Consider the following 19,206-nt stretch of genomic DNA (forward strand, 5'->3'; position numbering starts at 1 on the left):
ATATTACTTTGCAGCAAGCCGCTCCAAACGTGCGTACATTTCCAGCATTGCGCCTTGATCGATGAGCGTTTTTACCGGTTTGCGGCCCAACAGGTTTTTGCCGTCGCGCTCGTCTTTCCAAATCCGCTCGGCATCGGCGATGAAGATTTGAAAGTCGCCGGCTTGCGGATCGATTTTGTGCAGCTCTTCAAAACCGCGCAGCAGCACTACATTAAACCAATAGTTGTCCGGTAGCCTGTTATTCTTGTAAAAATACTTTTTGGAGCCTTCGGCCAACGCCTTTGCCTCGTCGAGATATTCCTTTTTGCCGGTGATATTATGCAGTAAAACGGCCGATTGCAGCATTGTGCCGGTATTATAAGAGTATTTGGCTGAATCGATTTTCAACGACGGCACTTTAATGGCGTCATAATAGGTACCATCGCTTGCGCGCAGGTTCTTTTTGGTCCAATCGTAAAGGCTGATCGCCGTTTTGAGATACTCGGGCTCTTTTTTGATCTGGTATAATTGCAGCGCCACGAGTATTCCGGGGCCATTCGAGCAGGTATTTTTCGTATTCTTCTCATCCTCTTTCCAGTAGAGGCCTCCGCCCGCCTTGTCGTCATAGCCGGTCATCATGAACCTATAAATTTCCTCGGCGATGCTCAGGTAGTCCTTCTCACCCGTGCGGTTGTACGCATCCAGACACGCAATCGCGATCCATTGGTTATCGTCGTAAAAACGCGAGTCCTTTTGTTCGCTCGTCACATACGCCTGGTAACCCGGAGCAGGTGCGCTCGTATTATAGTATTGCTTAATGGCTCCCAAAACCGGCTTCATGTATTGCTTGCCCGGGCTCACTGCCTCCGATTCGGTCGCGGCTTGGAGCAAAGCACAAAGCGGCCACAGATACGAATGCGGCTTTTCATTCTTGCCATTCGTTTCAACAAAAAGGCCCGTCGACGATTCATAAAATACGCCTTCGATGTTGTAGAGAATCTGCCCGCGGCGCGATTTGTAATCGGGTGTGGCCGACTGGGATACGGCGGGGTCGAAGCGCGCCATGCCGAGCAAAACCAGTGCCGTCGTGTACATACTTTTCATAAAGAGTTTCGATTTTTTTGAGTAGAAGGAGCTTCTGCGAGGTTCTCTACTTGAAAGATCCTCCTTAAATCGCCGGCTTCAAAATTATAGTTAACGGTATTTTAGTAAAATAGAATAATAAAATTTGGTTATTCTAATAATATACAAAACACTATTTCATATACAGTTCACATCCCCTACTTTTGGTTAAATCCCCCCATTAACCTGGCTAACTTTCTTGACTGCATTTGGCAAACATACCGACGATGCCGTGCTCTGGAATTCGTTCCGTGGTGGGGACGAGCACGCATATACGGAGCTTGCTAGGCGCTATTACCGGACGCTTTTCCAGTATGGCCAGCGGTTCACGCATAATATGCAGCTGATCGAAGATGTGATCCAGGACCTACTGGTACATTTGTGGCTGCATCGTGCCACTATCAATGAGACTCCTTCGGTGAAGTTTTACCTTATCAAGGCTTTCCGCCACCGGATGCTGAAAACCCTCAAACCGCTGTCCGGGGAAACCGGACTGACGGACGAATGCGATCATCTGCTATCCGAATTTTCGAGCGAAGAGCGTTGGATTGGCCGCGAAAACGATCTGGCGTTGAAAAGACAAGTCCATACGGCGATCCACCAACTGCCGGCGCGGCAGCAGGAAGTCATTTACCTGCGTTTTTTTCAAAACCTGATGCCGGAGGAAATCGCCGGGCTCCTGGCAATCAATGCACAGTCGGTAAGCAACATCATCCAGCGGGCATTATCCAATCTGCGCGGGCTCTGGCGCACGCCTCCTTCCATTTCGGTTATTCTTTGCTCATTCTGCCAAATTTCCTCCTGGCTCTGATTTAATTTAAAAAATTTTCAGCCCCCACCGAGTATTTCGACAAAATGAACGGATAATGTATAAAAAGCACATTATCCCATGCTTCACGACCAGCCCGGCCATTTACTGCAATCCCTGCTCGAAAATCCTACGTTCAGATGCTGGGCGGAGGGCAGATGTGCCGAAGACGGAGCCGTGTGGCAGAAATGGGCGGCGGAGCATGAAGACGGGCAGGCTATTCTTCGCCAAGCTGTGGAAATCGTGCGTGCCATACCTGTACGCGACGAACATCTGACAGAGGAATACATCCAAAGTAAAGTCAGCGACGCATTGCAAGCCGCAAAACGGCAGGAGCAATTGGAGAACAGCAGGAAAAAAGATTCGTTTTTCCCTGTCTTCCTCTCGGGATGGAACGTGGCGGCGAGCCTGCTGATCGTCGCCGGGCTTGGCTTTGCATTATTCCGCATTTACCACCATGCACATCCGGCCCCGAAAGTGGTACAGACAAGCCCGCCTGCAAATGCATTGAAAGAAGTAGCCAATATGGAACGACCGTTCAAATATGTGCAGCTTCCCGATGGCAGCTCCGTGGTGCTGCACCGCAACAGCACCCTCAAATATCCCCGGGCATTCACGGGTCAAAAGCGCGAAGTGTACTTGACGGGCGAGGCGTTTTTTGAAGTAACCAAGAATCCTGAACAGCCGTTTTTTGTGTACGCAGAAGAACTGGTCGCCAAAGTGCACGGTACCAGTTTCAGTATCAAGGCCATTGCCGACGAAAAGGAGATTACCGTTGCCGTCAAAACCGGGAAGGTATCCGTTTTCAGCGAGCGGGCCTCCCCGACCCTCCTGCTCACCTGCAACCAGCAAGCTACGTTCGAGCGCTCACATGCGAAGTTCGTCCGATCGGCGCTTAAAAGCCCCGTCTTGCTGAACATCCCTATTGAAAACCAAGAATTTAACTATTCAGAAACACCTGCGGCAGCAGTTTTCGACGCACTTGCGAAAGCCTATGGCGTGAACATGGTATTCGACCGGAACAGTCTGGCGCATTGCAGCATTACGGCGACGCTCGGCGACGAGCCGCTTGAAAACAAGCTGAAATGGCTCTGTACCATCCTCGAAGCAAAATACACCATTACCGAAGACAGTATCACCATTACAGGAAACCCATGCAACTGATTATTCACTTCAAAACCGGACTATTTGGATAAAAACAACAAAAGGTGAACGATGCTACCAACATCATTCACCCGAATGAAATCCCCTCTTTCTGTGCTGGCGCTAAGAAGGTCCCTGTATGGGGACACGGGAATTATTTTGCCGATTTTTTTAAACCTACAAAACAGACAAAAGTATGAAAAAAACCTTTTACCGGCAGAGTTACCTGCTCAAAATTATGAGAATCAGCCTCATACAATTGTTCATCATCATCGGGTTCTCCGAGTTCGCTGTGGCATTCGACGGCTTCGGGCAGGAGGTACTCAACCGTCGCCTGACGATCAACATCCGCGAGCAGAAAATCGGTGCGGCCCTGGAACAGATCGGCAAGCTCTCCGGCGTGCATTTCATGTACAGTCCGGAGCTCATCCGCTCACAGCGCAAGGTCACTTTCAGCGCCCGCGAGGAGAAGCTGGAATCCATTCTCGATAACTTCCTGACACCGTTGCAGGTTTCCTATGAAGTTTCGGGTAAGCAGATTTTGTTGAAAAGAGCTCCTTCCAAACCGGCCTCCAATTTGCCGGAAGGTGCGGGGACGTCCGTCAAAACGATCCAGTCTATTGATTTTCAGGTTAGGGGTACCGTAAAAGACGCGACGGGCGGCACCATTCCCGGCGCCACGATCGTCCTCAAAGGCAGCTCGTCCGTAGGTACCACTACCGATGCCGACGGCGGATTTTCCCTGACCGTTCCCGACGGCAGCACCACGCTGGTGGTTTCGTCCATCGGCTTCCTCACGCAGGAGATTGATATTGCCAATAAAACAATGGTGGAAGTTACGCTTCAATCCGACATCAAATCACTGAGCGAGGTGGTGGTGACGGGTTATTCGTCTCAATCGAAACGCGATATTACCGGCGCGGTATCGACCGTTGACGCTACCGAACTTACCAAAGTAGCGGCTCCGAACGTGGCGCAGCAATTACAGGGACGCGTGGCGGGTGTGACCGTTACTTCCAACAACACGCCGGGTGGCGAAGCGACCGTCCGTATCCGCGGCTTTGGTACGATCAACAATAACGACCCGCTTTACGTCATCGACGGCGTGCCTACCAAAGGCGGCCTGAACAGCATTAACCCCAACAATATCGAGTCGATGCAGGTGTTGAAAGATGCTTCTTCCGCTTCGATTTACGGCTCACGTGCCGCCAACGGGGTGATTATCATTACCACCAAAAAAGGAAAAGTAGGTGCTCCCAGATTTACATTCAACTCCCGTGCAGGTTTCCAGACCGGCAAAGTGGACCTTGGCCTGATCAAAGACCCGCAGCAATTCGGCGACCTGTTGTGGACGCAGCGGAAGAATGCAGGCGTGCTGACCAACGGCAACCCATCACACCAGCAATACGGCAATGGCCCTACCGCGGTAGTACCCGACTACATTCTGGCAGGTTCCAGCTACGGCCTTTTTGAGGGCGATCCCAAGACAGACCCTTCGCTTTACAACTACAACCGCACCGGATTTTACCAGATCGTAAAGGCTAACAAGGAAGGTACCGACTGGCACAAGGAAATTCTGCGCCCGGCTGCCATTCAGGAATACAATATCGGTGCCAATGGCGGTACGGAAAATGGCCGGTACGCCATTGCGCTCAACTATTTCAAACAGGATGGTGTATTGATCCACACCTCATTCGATCGCTACTCGATCCGCTCAAATACCGAGTTTACTTTCAAAAAACGTATTCGCCTCGGGGAAAACCTCGAATTGAGCTATACTGAAAACAAAGGCTATTACAATGCGAACGGCACAGCCAGCAGTACCAACAACCAGGACGGCAACCCGATCGGTAACGGTTACCGCATTCCGTCGATCATTCCGGTGTACGACATTATGGGCAATTTCGCGGCTACCCGCGCTGCCGGTCTGGGGCCTGCCACCAACCCTGTTGCCCAGCTATGGAGAAGCCGCAACAACCAGACCAACACATTGCGTGCATTCGGTAATGCATACCTCGAAGTGGACATCCTGAAAGATCTCACCGCCAAATCGAGCATTGGTATTGACTTCATTAATGCCAACCGCGTGAGCTATACCCTGCTCGACCTCGAAGAAGCGGAAATCGAGGCAGCGAATGCGATGACCAATGGCAATGCGTACGACGTTAACTGGACGTGGTCGAATACATTGAATTATACCAAAAACCTGGGCACCTCGCACAAAATCAGCGTGCTGGCGGGTACCGAGGCGATTAAAGGTACCGGCCGCGATTTCTCCGGAACGCGTACGACCTTCTTCTCAGAAGATCCCTTATATATGTACCTCAACTCCGGAACCGCGGGCATTGCCAACACCGGCGCAGGTTACGAATGGGCTTTGTTCTCGATTTTCGGAAAGGTTAACTACGCATTCAAAGACCGCTACCTGCTGGAAGCTACCGTACGCCGCGATGGCTCTTCGCGCTTCGGACAAAACAACCGCTATGGTACATTCCCGGCGTTCAGCGCGGGATGGCGCCTGTCGGAGGAGGGCTTCATGAAGAGCATTTCTTGGCTGGACGATTTGAAACTGCGCGCAGGTTGGGGACAGACCGGTAACCAGGAAATTGGAAACTACAATGGTTTCAGCACCTACCGTTCGAGCCTGAGCCAGTCGTCGTATGCGATCGACGGATCGAACAATGCGGTACAGCCGGGCTTCGACACCGAGGCGTTCGGTAACCAGAATGCGAAATGGGAAACCACCACGCAGACCAACGTGGGTATCGACGCTACTTTCCTGAAAGGGATGTTCGGCCTGAACCTCGATTTGTACAACCGTACTACTTCCGACATGCTGTATCAAGTTGCATTGCCGGCAACACAGGGCGTGGCCACCATTCCTTTCGTGAATGTGGGCGAAATGAACAACAAGGGTATCGACCTCGGCATCGACTTTCACAACAAAGCGTTGAACGGCGATCTTACTTACTCCGTGGGTGTCAATTTCTCTACCTATAAAAACGAAGTCAAAAAGCTGAACAACAGCGCTACCGCTGTGCTCCTCGGGCCTTCGATCCGCAGCTACACCTGGACGCGCTCGGTAGCTGGTATGCCGCTCTATTCATTCTACGGCCTGCAAATCGACGGCATTTACCAGAACCAGGGTGAAGTGGACAACGGACCGAAATATCCGGGTTATGCAGCTGTGGGTAAATACAAATACCACGATACCGATGGAAGCGGCACCATTACCGACAGCGACCGCAAGTTCCTGGGCAATCCCCACCCCGATTTCACGTACGGCATTAACCTGAATATGGGCTACAAAAACTTCGACCTCTCGGCATTCTTCCAGGGCGTAAAGGGCAACCAGATCATCAACATGGTGAAACGCTGGGTGGATTTCAACAACCAGGCCGGTAACCGCAGCCTCCGCATGCTCAACGACTCGTGGACTCCCGAAAACCCGGATGCCGTATTGCCAATCCTCGATGCCAACGACAGCCGCAGCCAACAGCCTTCGAGCTATTTCATCGAAGACGGTTCTTACCTCCGTATGAAAAACCTGACGCTAGGCTACACATTGCCTGCCGGCATGTTGTCCAAAATCGGTTTCGAGAGCGCACGCGTGTATTTGCAGGCGCAAAACCTCTTCACGATCACCAAATACAGCGGCATCGATCCGGAGGTGACCTCGGTAGGCTCGACGCCGGGCAGCACGGTTCTGGGTGTGGATCAGGGTAATTATCCCAACTCAAAGATGTACCAGATCGGTATCAACTTCGGGTTCTAATTTGGCTTAATAAAAATCATTAACACGGCATCATTCTCATTATCAATATGAAAAAGAGCGTATTAGCATTAACAGCGATGGTCTGCGTGGGAGTACTCACCTCCTGCGGGGACAGTTTTCTCGAAACCACGCCGCTGGGCGTGGGCAACGAGGCCATGCTTGCGAATAAAACCGGCGTCAACGCGGTATTGATCGGCGCATACAGCTTGCTCGACGGCGTGGGCGCCGGGCCGGTAAATACGTCATCGGTCAGTAACTGGATTTATGGCTCCGTCGCATCCGACGATGCGTACAAAGGTAGCGACGTGGGCGACCAGGCGCAGATTACGACCATCGAACGATACATTGCCCAGGCCGACATTGGAGCTTACAACGACAAATGGGTGGCTGTTTACGACGGCGTTTCGCGTTCGAACAACGTGATTAACCTCATCGCCAAGGCTACGGACATGACGGCCGCCGAAAAAGCGCAGGCCCTCGGCGAAGCCCGCTTCCTGCGTGCCTGGTACCATTTCGAAGCGAAAAAACTTTGGAATATGGTGCCTTATGTGGATGAGACGGTCACGGACTACATCAACCTGCCCAACGACAAGGATATCTGGCCGAACATCGAAGCGGATATCCAGTTCGCGATCGACAATGTGTCGCCTACCAAAGCGCAGGTAGGCCGCGCGAGCAAATGGACGGCCAAGGCATTCCTGGCCAAAGTGCATATGTATCAGCAGGACTACCAGGCCGCCAAGCCATTGCTCGACGACGTGATCAACAATGGGCCGTTCTCGCTCGTGAACAGCTTTCACGACAACTTCCGCATTACCACGGAAAATAACTCGGAATCCATTTTCGAAGTGCAAATGTCGGTTGCCGATGGCGGCGCAGGCCAGAATGGAAGCTGGGGAGATAACTACAACTTCCCTTACGGCTCGGCCCCCGGCGGTTGCTGCGGGTTCTTCCAGCCTACCCAAAACCTCGTGAATGCATTCAAGACGGACGCCAGCGGGCTTCCATTGCTGGACACTTTTAATGACACGGATGTGAAAAATGACGAAGGACTTTCCTCTACCGATGCATTTACACCGTACGAAGGTACCCTGGACCCGCGCCTCGACTGGACTGTGGGCCGTCGCGGATTACCGTTCCTGAACTGGGGCGTTCACCCGGGTAAAAACTGGATCCGCGACCAGAGCTTCGGCGGGCCTTATACTTTCAAAAAGTTCTTCGCTTATAGTGGTGAAAATGCCGGTGCCGAATCGCCCCGCGCCAATGCGAACAACTACCGTGCCATCCGCCTGGGCGACGTCCTGCTGATGCGCGCCGAGGTGGCCGTAGAAGATAACGACCTCGCTACCGCACTGAAACTCGTGAACCAGGTACGTACCCGCGCCGCCAACGTGGTGGTACTCGATGCCGCGAACAAACCTGCCGCGAACTACCTTGTGAAGCCCTATCCTGCATTTACTAACCAGGAATATGCGCGAAAAGCGGTACGTTTCGAGCGTCGCCTGGAACTCGCCATGGAGGGCCACCGGCACTTCGACCTCGTACGCTGGGGCAATGCCGACGTAGTTCTGAATGCATACCTGACCAAGGAAAGCAAGAAACGTACTTACCTGGCCGGCGCAACTTTCGTGAAGGGCAAAAGCGAGTATTTCCCCATCCCTCAGGCGCAGATAGACATCATGGGTGCGAACGTTTTGAAGCAAAATCCATAAATGTGACAAATTTTTAATATTATTATCCAAAAATTATCACTCAATGATGCCTCACGAACAGGATAATACTTCACGACGCGATTGGCTAAAAACCATCGCACTCGGTGGCGCGGCGGCTATGACCGGCCACGTTGCACAAGCGGAAACAGCCCCTGCACCCACAGCACGCAGGATTCCCATTGCCGTCTCAACCTACTCCTACTGGCATTTCCAGGAGCAGAAGTACCCGATCGACAAAGTGATCGAGGACGCGGCAAGGCTTGGCTTCGATGGCGTGGAAATCCTCCACCGGCAAATGGATAACGAGACCGTTCCCTATATGAACAAGCTGAAAAGGCTTGCATTCGACAACGGATTGGCGCTTCCGCTTCTCTCTATCCATCAGAGCTTTGTACAGCCGAAGCCGGAAGATCGAAAAAAGGACATTGAACATACCTTAAAATGTATTAACCTTGCGACCCAAATGGGGATTCCGGCTATCCGGATGAACACCGGGAGCTGGCGGACGGTGAAGCGCGATGCCAACTATTACAAGGATGGCAAAGAGCCGCCGGTCCAGGGTTTCACCGATCAGGACGCTATAAAATGGTGTATCGAATCGATGCAGGAATGCCTGGTAGCTGCTGAAAAAGCTGGAGTTGTGCTGGCGATCGAAAACCACTGGGGGCTGTCGTCGAACATCGATTACCTGCTTGAAATTTACAAGCCTCTGGCATCGTCCCCGGCGATGGGCATGAATGTCGACACAGGTAATTTCGTAGGCGATCCCTACCCGCAGTTCGAACGCCTGGCGCCCTACGCGACGATCGTTCAGGCCAAGACCTACTACGGCGGAGGCCACTATTACGACCTCGATCTGGACTACAAACGGATCGCCGGCATTTTAAGAAAAGCGAATTTCAAAGGTTACGTATCGCTGGAAATGGAAGGGAAAGAAGACCCGGCCACAGCGGTGCCTAAAAGCCTGAAAGTATTAAGAGAGGCGCTGAGTTAGCCCTTTCAAGATTTTCATAATTATATTCTGTAGTTAATAAAGTGCAGCTTCTCTGGGGCGGCACTTTTTGTTTTTAACGCCGGTGCGGTAGTTATGGAATTCAATAATGGTATTTGCATTGCGCAATCACAATGCATCCATCCCCAACCTTGTACACGAGCCGATGTTCCTCGGTGATCCTCCGAGACCAGTAACCGGAATAATTCGAGCGCAGCAATTCCGGTTTTCCCTTCCCTTCGAACGGGGTCCGCAAACATTCCTTTATCAATTCGTTGATTCGTTTTGCAATGTTCCGGTCAACCCGTTGCCATTCGACATAATCCTCCCACGCGTCAGGATGCCATGATAGCATCACAGGTCAGCCAGGTCGCGGGGAAAAATGTTATTTCCGGCTTCGATGTCATTCATTGCTTTCAGCAAACGGGTGCGGTTAGCCGGGCTTTTCATGAGGTAGGTAGTAGCATCCATTTCCTGATCCGCATTCGAAGCATGGTTGCGGTTCAGAAATTTGAAGAGATTGAGAATGGACTGCCGCTTTTTCAATGGGAGAGCGAGTTTCATTTCGTTCCTATTTGAGTGTGTATAGATAAAACCTGATTTAAAATTAAGGTTTGGCAGTTTTATTTCCAAACCTATGCGCGCCATCACGATCCGCCGCTGCCTCGGCATGAAAACTAACCACATCGCCTCGACGAGCCTCTGACCACCAGCTCAGTACTCAAAACCCGTTTCTCATTAACGATAATTTCATCCGCGTCCACCAGTTGCAAAATCCATTCTGCGGTGGTACGGCCGATCTGCATCGTGGGCTGGCGAACGGTGGTGAGGCCAGGGCCGATGTAGGCGGATTCGGCATTGTCGCTGAAACCGACCACTCCGAGTTCGTCGGGAATAGAAATACCTTTTTCCATGGCCATCAGCATGATTTCGATGGCCGAAGAATCGTTAACTGCGAAGATCGCGTCGGGGCGGTCGGCGAGGTCGAGGAGGTACTGGCCGTAAATGCGGGCTTTCTGTTGTGTGAGCATGCCCTGGATGATCATATGATCCTGAATGCGCTTACCGTATTTTTCCATCGCCGCGCGGTAGCCGCGCAGGCGTTCCTGGCTAACCTGCAGCGTCAGCGGCCCGCCGAGGTGGGCAATGCGTTCGTAGCCATTGAGGATAAGGTGCTCCACGGCTTTAAATGACGCCTCAAAATCGTTTACAACTACTTTCGGCACGTCGATCTGATCACAAACGCGATTAAACTGAATGAGCGGGATCCCGCGCTTGGCGAACAGGCTTAGGTGATCGAAATTATTGGTTTCCTGCGTGAGCGAAATGAGCAGCCCGTCGATCCGGTTCGCCAGCATGGCCTTAGTATTCGATATCTCTACCTGGTACGATTCATTACTCTGCATGATGGTCAGGTTATACCCGGCTTCGGTGAGCACCTCGTGGGCTCCGATGATCACATTCGGAAAAAACTGGTTCTGAAATTCCGGAACGATCATTCCAATTGTATTCGTACGGCTCTTCACCAAACTGTATGCTAGCTGGTTAGGCTGATAATCGAGCTGAGCGGCTTTATCGAGCACAGCCTGGCGCGTCTCCGGGCTGATATCCGCGTGCCCGTGCAATGCACGCGAAACAGTCGAGTTGGACACGCCCAGCGATTTGGCAATGTCAATAATGGTCGTCTGGTGCCGTTTACGTTTGACGAGCGATTCAATCGAATCATCCTTTTCCGAATGCGTGAAATAGTAGTTACACCATTTGCACAGGTACCGCTGCTTGCCTCTCACGTAGCCCGCCTTCATAATGCCATCCACCTGCGCGCACTTCACACACTGAATCATAAACCTTGTACTTTTTAAATATTACCCGCTTCAAATGTCTATACACGCCTTCCATTCAACCCACATCACAAAAATATAAAAATCTCCTATTAATCATCAGCAAAACCATATATCGGTATCGTTTCCGCAAACGTTACCGATAGTTTTTGTTCGATTCCCGGAAATTCATGCCCTAAAACCACATGCTTGTCGCCTCTTCACGTCGCTATATTTAGGTAAAAACCGCAATTCAGCCCGGTTATTCAAAAGTTCAACTAGCCGTCGCCTACGCCGTTTCAATGCAAGAAAATTGTACTATTTCAATTTTATCATTTTGAATCAAACCCTAATTATTACCTACATGAAGAAAAAAATACGTGACTTGTTCCTGCTCAGCCTCCTGTGCCTGGGCATTGCGCAGTCGCTGCTCGCACAGAACGTGACAGTGAAAGGCAAAGTGACCGACGAGAAGGGCGAAATGATTCCCGGTGCCAGCGTGACGGTAAAAGGCTCTCAACAAGGAACACTGACTGACGCGGAAGGTGTGTACAACATCGATGTGGCAGGTAATGCGACGCTCGTATTCTCATTCCTTGGATATCTGAAAGAGGAAGTGGCCGTATCGAACCGCTCGACCATCGATGTTTCGCTGAAAACCGATACCAAAGCCCTGGAAGAAGTAGTGGTGGTGGGTTACGGAACCCAGCGCAAGATCGAAACGACCGGCTCCATTGCCTCGGTCAAGGCGGCCGACCTCGTGCAGACGCCCGTCGCAAACGTTGCACAGGGCCTTCAATCACGCATTGCCGGGGTACAGATCAACCAGAACACCGGCTCTCCCGGGGGCAATGTGAGCGTGCGCATACGTGGTACCAACTCTATCAACGGCTCGTCGGAACCACTTTACGTAGTGGACGGTATCCAGATTTCCAATGGCGGCGGCATCAACGACGTGAGCCCGCTTTCGACCATTAACCCTAATGATATTGAGTCTGTTGAAGTATTGAAAGACGCTTCCGCCTCGGCCATTTACGGCGCCCGCGCGGCCAACGGCGTGATTCTGATCACCACCAAACGTGGTAAAAGCGGCAACACACGGGTTACCTACGACGGCTATTACGGTTCTCAGAAAGTTAATAAAATGTTGAAAACCCTGAATGCTTCGGAGTTTGCACAACTTGAAAATGAAGTATTTAAGAATAACTATTATCCTAACCCCGCTTCGCTCGGCGAGGGCGTAAACTGGCAGAAGGTGATATTCCGCAAAGCACCGATCCAGAACCACCAATTGTCGATCAATGGAGGTAATGAAAAGACCCAGCTTGCATTGTCGCTCAATTATTTCGATCAGGAAGGTACGCTGCGCGGTTCCGCTTTTACACGCTATTCGTTCCGCCTTAACCTGGACCATCAGATCAGCAAGCATATCAAGGTCGGGACCAGCATCCTGAGCAGCTACTCCATTGCGGATGGTATCCAGACGGGCAGTACCGACATTGGTAATGCGGGCGTGGTGACGACCTCGGTACTTGGTGCAGCCATAGGTGCTCCTCCAACTTTGCAGCCGTATCGCGCCGACGGTACTTTGTTTCCATTCGGCGAACAGGCCGGCGGCCAGTACCGCGAGGTGGTAAACCCGCTTAACTTCATCGAAATCCTGAACAAAAGAGCAATCAAACGCACATTGGCCAATGTGTACGGCGATTTCAGCCTGTTCAAAGGTCTTACCTACCGCGCTTCTTTCAACATCGATCAGAAAGGCGAGCTTTACAATTTCTATTCGCCCCGCTCGATCGTGAACAAAAGCGACCTCACCGACGCGTCGGGCAGCGGCACGAAGCAGAATGTGAACGGCCTCGCATTGCTCCACGAAAGTATCCTTACCTACGCCACCAACTTTGGCAAAAACCATAGTTTCAAGGCTACCGCGGTATTCGGGACACAATTAGACCAATACAACGAAAACCTAATGAACGCTGCGGGCTTCCCGAACGACGCCACGCAGAATGAAGCTATGCAACTGGCCCTCACCCGTACAGTGACCAGTTTCAGAAACAGCCAGCGGCTCGACTCCTACCTCGCCCGTGTCAACTACGGTTTCAAGGATAAATTCTTCCTCGACCTGACGGCCCGCGTCGACGGTTCCAGCAAGTTCGGAGCGAACCACAAATACGGAATGTTCCCGGCGATTTCGGCGGCCTATCGCCTCATTGAAGAGCCATTCATGAAAGACATCACCTGGATTTCCGACCTGAAAATCCGTGGTAGCTTTGGTATCACTGGTAATGCGGGTGGTATTGATCCCTACCAGTCCCTCGCGACGGTGGCCGCTAATGGAAGCAACTACATGATCAACCACGGTTATGTAACAGGTATCGACCCTACCCGCATTGCCAACCCGGACCTCCGTTGGGAACGTTCGAAGCAGAGCAATTTTGGGATCGACCTGAGCTTGCTCAATAACCGCATCAGCGTGATCGCCGACGTTTACCACAAGAAAACCGACGACCTGCTGTACGTAAAAACGCTGCCGCTGAGCTCGGGTTACGGAACCATTACCGGTAATTATGCCGGACTTCAAAACAAAGGTCTGGAACTAGCCGTGAATGCGCGCATCCTCGACGGTCCGTTGAAATGGGATGTTTCGGCCAACACGACGATCAACCGCAACAAAGTGCTGGGCCTTGACGGCGGCGTGACCAGCGAGCGCTTCATCACCACTTACACACTCCTGAAAGTGGGGGAACCGCTGGGCGTGTTCAAAACGTATGTTTTCGATGGCATCAACCAGACCGGAGAAACCATTCTGCCTGGCTATGACGGACGTCTCGGCGGACATAAGGTGAAGGATATCAACGGTGATGGACAAATCACCTCGGCCGATCAGGTCATCACGGGGAACCCGAACCCGAAATTCATTTACGGTTTCTCGACCAACCTTTCGTATAAAGGTTTCGACCTGGCGGCATTCCTGTCGGGATCACAGGGCAACGACATTTATAATGCAAGCCGCCTGTCATTCGAAAACCCGCTTGGCCAACGCAACCTGCTTGCGGGCGTGATAGACCGCTGGTCGCCAACGAACGCCAGTAACCAGTACGTGAGCGGATTCCAGGGTGGTCGTCTGCCGATCACCAATTATGTAGTCGAAGACGGCTCCTACCTGCGCTGCAAGAACATCACGCTCGGCTACACCATCCCGCGCTTCAAGGGTGTGCAGGGCATTCGCGTGTATGTGAGCGCGAACAACCTGTTTACGATCACGAATTACAGCGGATTTGATCCCGAGGTAAACACCTATGCGGGTTCAAACACAGCCATTGGTATCGACAACCTCGTGTACCCGCAAGCGAAATCGTTCCTGGGCGGAATCCAGGTTACTTTCTAACTATTCCTGAATCCTCTTGCCTGAACAGGGCTAAAAATGATATGAAAAAGCTACTGAAATTAACCACATACCTGGGCATGGCCGGTACGGCGCTCATTGCTCCCTCCTGCCAGCTCGACGAGACGATCTACTCGTCTATCTATACTGACGCATTTTACAAAACGGCGGCCGATGCCGAAAAGGGGCTGATCTCCGTTTACGGTGCCCTGGGCGGCCTGGGTGGCGCCCCCGCCTTGACGCTCATCGCGGATTTCAGCGACGACCAGACCTACCCCCGCGGCGTAGTGGGTCGCAACACCCTGACGCAGTTTACCTACGACGTCAATTACACCACGCAGCGCAGCAACTCACGGCTCAGCGAATCGCCGCAGCAAATCTGGACCTCCTGCTACGCCGGTATCGAAAAGGCTAACTGGGTGATCGCCAAGGTCCCCGACGCTACGATGGACGAAACGCGCAAGAAGCAAATTGTGGGTGAAGCATACTTCCTCCGGGCGTTCTACCATTGGTTTTTAAGTAAAAACTTCGGGGATATTCCGGTTAAAATCTCTCCCAGCTACACGGAAGCAGATGCCCTTACCGCCAAAAGCCCTAAGGCCGATGTTTACAAGCAGATCTACTCCGACCTCGACCAGGCGCTCAATGCCGGGCTGGTTTCCTACCCCACCGTTGAGAAGGGCCGGGTGGCGAAGGAGGTTGTAAATGCATTGTATGCCAAAGCCGCTTTGTACAACGAAGATTGGGCCAAAGCGCTGGAACAGGCTAAAATTGTGATCAACTCGGGCAAGTACGCACTCATGAGCGACGTGCGCGATGTGTACAAATATGATAAGGAAGATGCTGCGCGTATCGAGAACATGTGGGCATTCGAGGTAGATCCCGTTTCTCCCGGCCTTGGCCACCAACTGACAGGCCTCTGCGGCCCTCCGGGAAGCGCCGGACCTGAATATGCCCGTACTTCCTACGGATCGATGTTCGCCTACCAGGCATTCTTTGACTCCTTCGACCCGGCTGACAAGCGCCGTACCTTGCTGGATACCAATTACATCGACAAAAACGGCAAAGTGGTGCCGCAAAAAAGCATTACGCCGATTACCACCAAGGGTGTGCTGATCAAGAAATACCAGGATCCGGTATCAACCGTGGGTCTGATCCCCAACATCCCGATCTTCCGCCTGCCCGACGTGTACCTCATCGCGGCCGAAGCGGAAGCGCGTCTGAACGGGGCAACTGCCGCTGCTTATGACTTCGTCAACCCGATTAGAAAACGGGCGGGCCTGGCCGATCTGAAAACCGGCCTGACCAAGGACGCATTGATCGAAGCGATTTTACAGGAACGTGCCTGGGAGTTTTTCGCGGAAGGCGACCGCTGGTACGACCTCACACGCACAGGCAAGTTCCTGACCGTGATCCCGAAAGCGGTGAACGACGTGTATCCTACCCGTAACGTGACGGCCAAAAACAAATATTTCCCGATCCCGCTCGACGAGATCAATGCCAATGCGAAGCTGGAACAGAATCCCGACTGGAAATAGCTGGATAATAAGGAGGCTCCTCCCGGAAGGGCTTCCTTCGGATAGCAAAAGGAATGTAAAACGATGATTCAACTAATGCTTTTGTTCTCATTATGCTGCACTTCCCCAAATCGGGAAGGCAGCATTCGTGAATACAAAATCACCGAAAACGATACGCTCAGCTACACCCTGAAACTGGCGCTTGACGAAAGAGGCCAGCCGCAATACTTTTTCAGGAACATCTTCACACCGGTTTGCTATACCAATGAGTGCAAGCCGGTGTACATCAATTTCTATTGGGATCTGCTTGGCAACTACGAGCGTTACGACCTGCCGGAAGGCAAAGTACTCACGAAGGTTGATCATGACGAATTCAAGGAGGAGGATTACCAGAAATTGCAGGATATACTTGCTCAGAACAGCTCCATTTTCGCAGATCTTAAAATGGAAGATCTCATCGCAAAAGGTACCGATAACCTCACGGATTCCGTCGATGCGAAGGCGGGAGCAACTTTGAAAACCATTAAAAACCAGGTGATCGACGGCGCGGTGTATACCTGCTACACACTCTGGCACATTGCGTATGGCAAAGCGGTGCCCGAAATGCAGAAGATCATCGAAACCTATTCGAGCGATGCATTGCTGCACCGGTTTCTGGAAAGCAAAAATCACCATTATCAATACTGGGCGATGGCGAAAGTGATGGACGATAGCGGCGCCGTTAAGAAGCCTTTCGAAAAGGATATTGAAACGATTATCGCCGGAAAGAACGGCTTCATCGCCAAATATGCCTTGCAGCATGTGGGTAGTGATTTTTTAAAAACGGAGCAAAGGCAGAAATGGCTTTGGGAGACCTATCAGAAAACAGGTTATGCAATGCAGATAGCCATATTGAAAAAGCTCGTCAAAGGAACAACAAAAATCTCCAACACCTTGGCATCAAGCCTGCAATCCAGCTTGCCCAATGCCAATGAAGAACAAACTCTACTAATCCAAAAAATCTTACAGAAACCATGAACATCCTCCAAATCCCCGAACTAAAGTCCGGGGCAATAGATATTGAATTGCCTCCGGCAATATTTACAAAAACAAGATTGCCGGAGGCAATTCAATCCCCTTGCCCCGGGTTTCAACCCGGGGAATTGAGAATGTTCTTGATAGCTGTTTTTTTGTTGTTTTTAATGTTTCCTGTTTTGGCCCAGAATCATGTTTTTGTGGAGACAGAATCTTTCGAAGACAAGGGCGGCTGGGTAATTGACCAGCAATCTTTTGTGGTCATGAACTCTTCTTATATCATGGCTCACGGAATGGGCCGGCCAGTGAAGGATGCTGCTACCACAGTGAAATTTCCGAAAACCGGGAAGTACCATTTATGGGTGCGTACGAAGGACTGGGCGCCGTTTCCAAAAGGGCCGGGCAAGTTCCAGGTGCTGGTGGATGGCAAATCCGTCGGCCAGACTTTCGGCGAAAGCGGCTCGGATACCTGGAAATGGTATGATGGCGGTCTGGTCGATATCAGGAATGCGAACATCAAACTCGCATTGAAAGACCTTACAGGGTTCAACGGCCGTTGCGATGCATTACTTTTCACCGACGACCTGAAATTCACCCCGCCTAATGAGCTGGAAGCATTGACCGCCTTCCGCAGGAAACTCCTGAACCTGACCGACAAACCGCAGGAAGCCGGCCGGTACGACCTCGTGGTGGTAGGCGGCGGCATTGCGGGCACTTGTGCGGCTATTTCCGCGGCTAGGATGGGCCTTACCGTGGCACTGATCCAGGACCGCCCCGTCCTTGGCGGCAACAACAGCTCCGAAATACGGGTGCATTTGATGGGCGATGTGGACAAAAACCATTACCCCAAACTCGGCCGCATTGTGCGTGAAATGGATAACGGCGACCCAGGCAATGGTAACCCGGACGCGAAAGAATATGGCGATGCACGCAAAATCTCCATTGTGAAAGCAGAAAAGAACATTTCGCTATTCCTGAACACCCACGTCTTTAAAGTAGAAAAAGAGAATGACATCATCACGGCGGTTGTTGGCCGGGATATTGCTACCAACCAGGAGCGCCGCTTTTCGGGCTCGTTCTTCTCGGATTGCACGGGCGATGGAACCGTCGGGTTCCTTGCGGGCGCGGAGTTCCGCATGGGGCGCGAGAGCAAAGCCGAAACCGGCGAGTCGCTGGCGGCGGACCAGAGCGATGATTTTACATTGGGCACCTCCAATCTGTGGGCTTCCGTGGACCGCGACACCGTGTCGTCGTTCCCCGAAACGCCCTGGGCGATGCAGTTTTCGGATGAATACCACATCGATGAGCCGAAGTCGGACTGGCAATGGGAAACCGGCTTTGGCAATTTCAACACCATTACCCAGGCCGAACAGATCCGCGACCATAACCTGCGTGCCATTTACGGCAACTGGTCGTATTTGAAAAAGAACAAAGCGGCCAAATACGGCAAGAAAGAGCTTGCCTGGGTGGCCTACATAGGCGGCAAACGCGAATCGCGCCGCATTATCGGTGATTATGTTTTAAATCAAATGGATATCCAGGAAGGGAAATTCTACCCCGACGGCTCGGTAACCGCCACCTGGACGATCGACCTGCATTTCCCCGACGCCAAAAACAGCAAGTATTTCGAAGGCCAGGAGTTTTTCGCGGGTACCAAGCACATCAAAGTGGCGCCCTACACGATTCCCTACCGCTGCCTTTATTCCAAAAACATCCAAAACCTGTTTATGGCGGGCCGCAACATCAGCACCACGCACGTGGCGTTCGGGAGCACCCGCGTAATGCGTACGTGCGGGATGATGGGCGAGGTCGTAGGGTTTGCTTCCTACATCGCGGCCAAATATAAAACCAGTCCGCGCGGCGTGTACAAGGACCATTTGGCCGAGCTAACCGGTATTCTTAAAGGCGAAACACTAGCCCCACAACCCTGATTTTGC

At 51.9% G+C, this 19,206-nt stretch carries 13 protein-coding genes; 9 read left to right on the top strand and 4 right to left on the bottom strand.

Features of this window, described 5'->3' with window-relative positions; translation table 11 throughout:
* Window positions 1-3: 3 nt before the first annotated feature.
* Complete coding sequence (locus tag J2Y43_RS21940) at window positions 4-1,083, bottom strand: glycoside hydrolase family 76 protein (RefSeq protein WP_309987398.1); 1,080 nt, start codon at window positions 1,081-1,083, stop codon at window positions 4-6.
* 217 nt (window positions 1,084-1,300) lie between these two features.
* Between J2Y43_RS21940 and J2Y43_RS21945 the strand changes: the two genes are divergently transcribed.
* The 5 genes from J2Y43_RS21945 to J2Y43_RS21965 all read left to right on the top strand — a co-directional run bounded on the left by J2Y43_RS21945 (window position 1,301) and on the right by J2Y43_RS21965 (window position 9,533).
* A complete protein-coding gene (locus J2Y43_RS21945) occupies window positions 1,301-1,912 on the top strand; it encodes a sigma-70 family RNA polymerase sigma factor (RefSeq protein ID WP_309987396.1) in 612 nt (203 codons plus the stop codon).
* A 78-nt stretch (window positions 1,913-1,990) separates the two neighbouring features.
* Window positions 1,991-3,073, top strand: a complete 1,083-nt coding sequence (locus tag J2Y43_RS21950) for a FecR family protein (protein ID WP_309987393.1) — start codon at window positions 1,991-1,993, stop codon at window positions 3,071-3,073.
* Window positions 3,074-3,248: 175 nt separating this feature from the next.
* Window positions 3,249-6,827, top strand: a complete 3,579-nt coding sequence (locus J2Y43_RS21955) for a TonB-dependent receptor (protein WP_309987390.1) — start codon at window positions 3,249-3,251, stop codon at window positions 6,825-6,827.
* 47 nt (window positions 6,828-6,874) lie between these two features.
* Window positions 6,875-8,539 carry a RagB/SusD family nutrient uptake outer membrane protein gene (locus J2Y43_RS21960; protein ID WP_309987388.1) on the top strand — a complete coding sequence of 555 codons (1,665 nt, stop codon included), beginning with the start codon at window positions 6,875-6,877 and terminating at the stop codon, window positions 8,537-8,539.
* Between the two features lie 43 nt (window positions 8,540-8,582).
* Window positions 8,583-9,533 carry a sugar phosphate isomerase/epimerase family protein gene (locus J2Y43_RS21965; RefSeq protein WP_309987385.1) on the top strand — a complete coding sequence of 317 codons (951 nt, stop codon included), beginning with the start codon at window positions 8,583-8,585 and terminating at the stop codon, window positions 9,531-9,533.
* A 100-nt stretch (window positions 9,534-9,633) separates the two neighbouring features.
* On the opposite strand, the gene J2Y43_RS21970 is transcribed toward J2Y43_RS21965, so the two are convergent.
* The 3 genes from J2Y43_RS21970 to J2Y43_RS21980 all read right to left on the bottom strand — a co-directional run bounded on the left by J2Y43_RS21970 (window position 9,634) and on the right by J2Y43_RS21980 (window position 11,374).
* Window positions 9,634-9,885, bottom strand: coding sequence for a Txe/YoeB family addiction module toxin (locus tag J2Y43_RS21970; protein ID WP_309987927.1), 252 nt, complete (start codon window positions 9,883-9,885; stop codon window positions 9,634-9,636).
* Window positions 9,885-10,094 carry a hypothetical protein gene (locus J2Y43_RS21975; RefSeq protein ID WP_309987381.1) on the bottom strand — a complete coding sequence of 70 codons (210 nt, stop codon included), beginning with the start codon at window positions 10,092-10,094 and terminating at the stop codon, window positions 9,885-9,887. Before J2Y43_RS21975 ends, J2Y43_RS21970 begins: the two co-directional genes overlap by 1 nt.
* Before the next feature lie 113 nt (window positions 10,095-10,207).
* Complete coding sequence (locus tag J2Y43_RS21980) at window positions 10,208-11,374, bottom strand: substrate-binding domain-containing protein (protein WP_309987377.1); 1,167 nt, start codon at window positions 11,372-11,374, stop codon at window positions 10,208-10,210.
* A 340-nt stretch (window positions 11,375-11,714) separates the two neighbouring features.
* Here J2Y43_RS21980 and J2Y43_RS21985 point away from each other — a divergent pair, with 340 nt between their 5' ends.
* The 4 genes from J2Y43_RS21985 to J2Y43_RS22000 all read left to right on the top strand — a co-directional run bounded on the left by J2Y43_RS21985 (window position 11,715) and on the right by J2Y43_RS22000 (window position 19,200).
* Window positions 11,715-14,741: a TonB-dependent receptor gene (locus J2Y43_RS21985; RefSeq protein WP_309987374.1), complete on the top strand. Its 3,027-nt coding sequence runs from the start codon at window positions 11,715-11,717 to the stop codon at window positions 14,739-14,741.
* A 41-nt stretch (window positions 14,742-14,782) separates the two neighbouring features.
* The gene (locus J2Y43_RS21990; protein ID WP_309987369.1) at window positions 14,783-16,276 is read left to right on the top strand and encodes a RagB/SusD family nutrient uptake outer membrane protein; all 1,494 of its coding nucleotides are present in this window, start codon (window positions 14,783-14,785) and stop codon (window positions 16,274-16,276) included.
* A 75-nt stretch (window positions 16,277-16,351) separates the two neighbouring features.
* Window positions 16,352-17,272 (top strand): hypothetical protein, encoded by a 921-nt coding sequence (locus J2Y43_RS21995; RefSeq protein WP_310226621.1) that lies wholly within the window; start codon window positions 16,352-16,354, stop codon window positions 17,270-17,272.
* Between the two features lie 131 nt (window positions 17,273-17,403).
* Entirely contained in the window at window positions 17,404-19,200 is a 1,797-nt protein-coding gene (locus J2Y43_RS22000; protein WP_309987362.1) for an FAD-dependent oxidoreductase, read from the top strand.
* Window positions 19,201-19,206 lie beyond the last annotated feature (6 nt).

Origin of the sequence: Dyadobacter sp. BE31 (genome assembly GCF_031457695.1) — a bacterium.
Taxonomy (GTDB): Bacteria; Bacteroidota; Bacteroidia; order Cytophagales; family Spirosomataceae; genus Dyadobacter.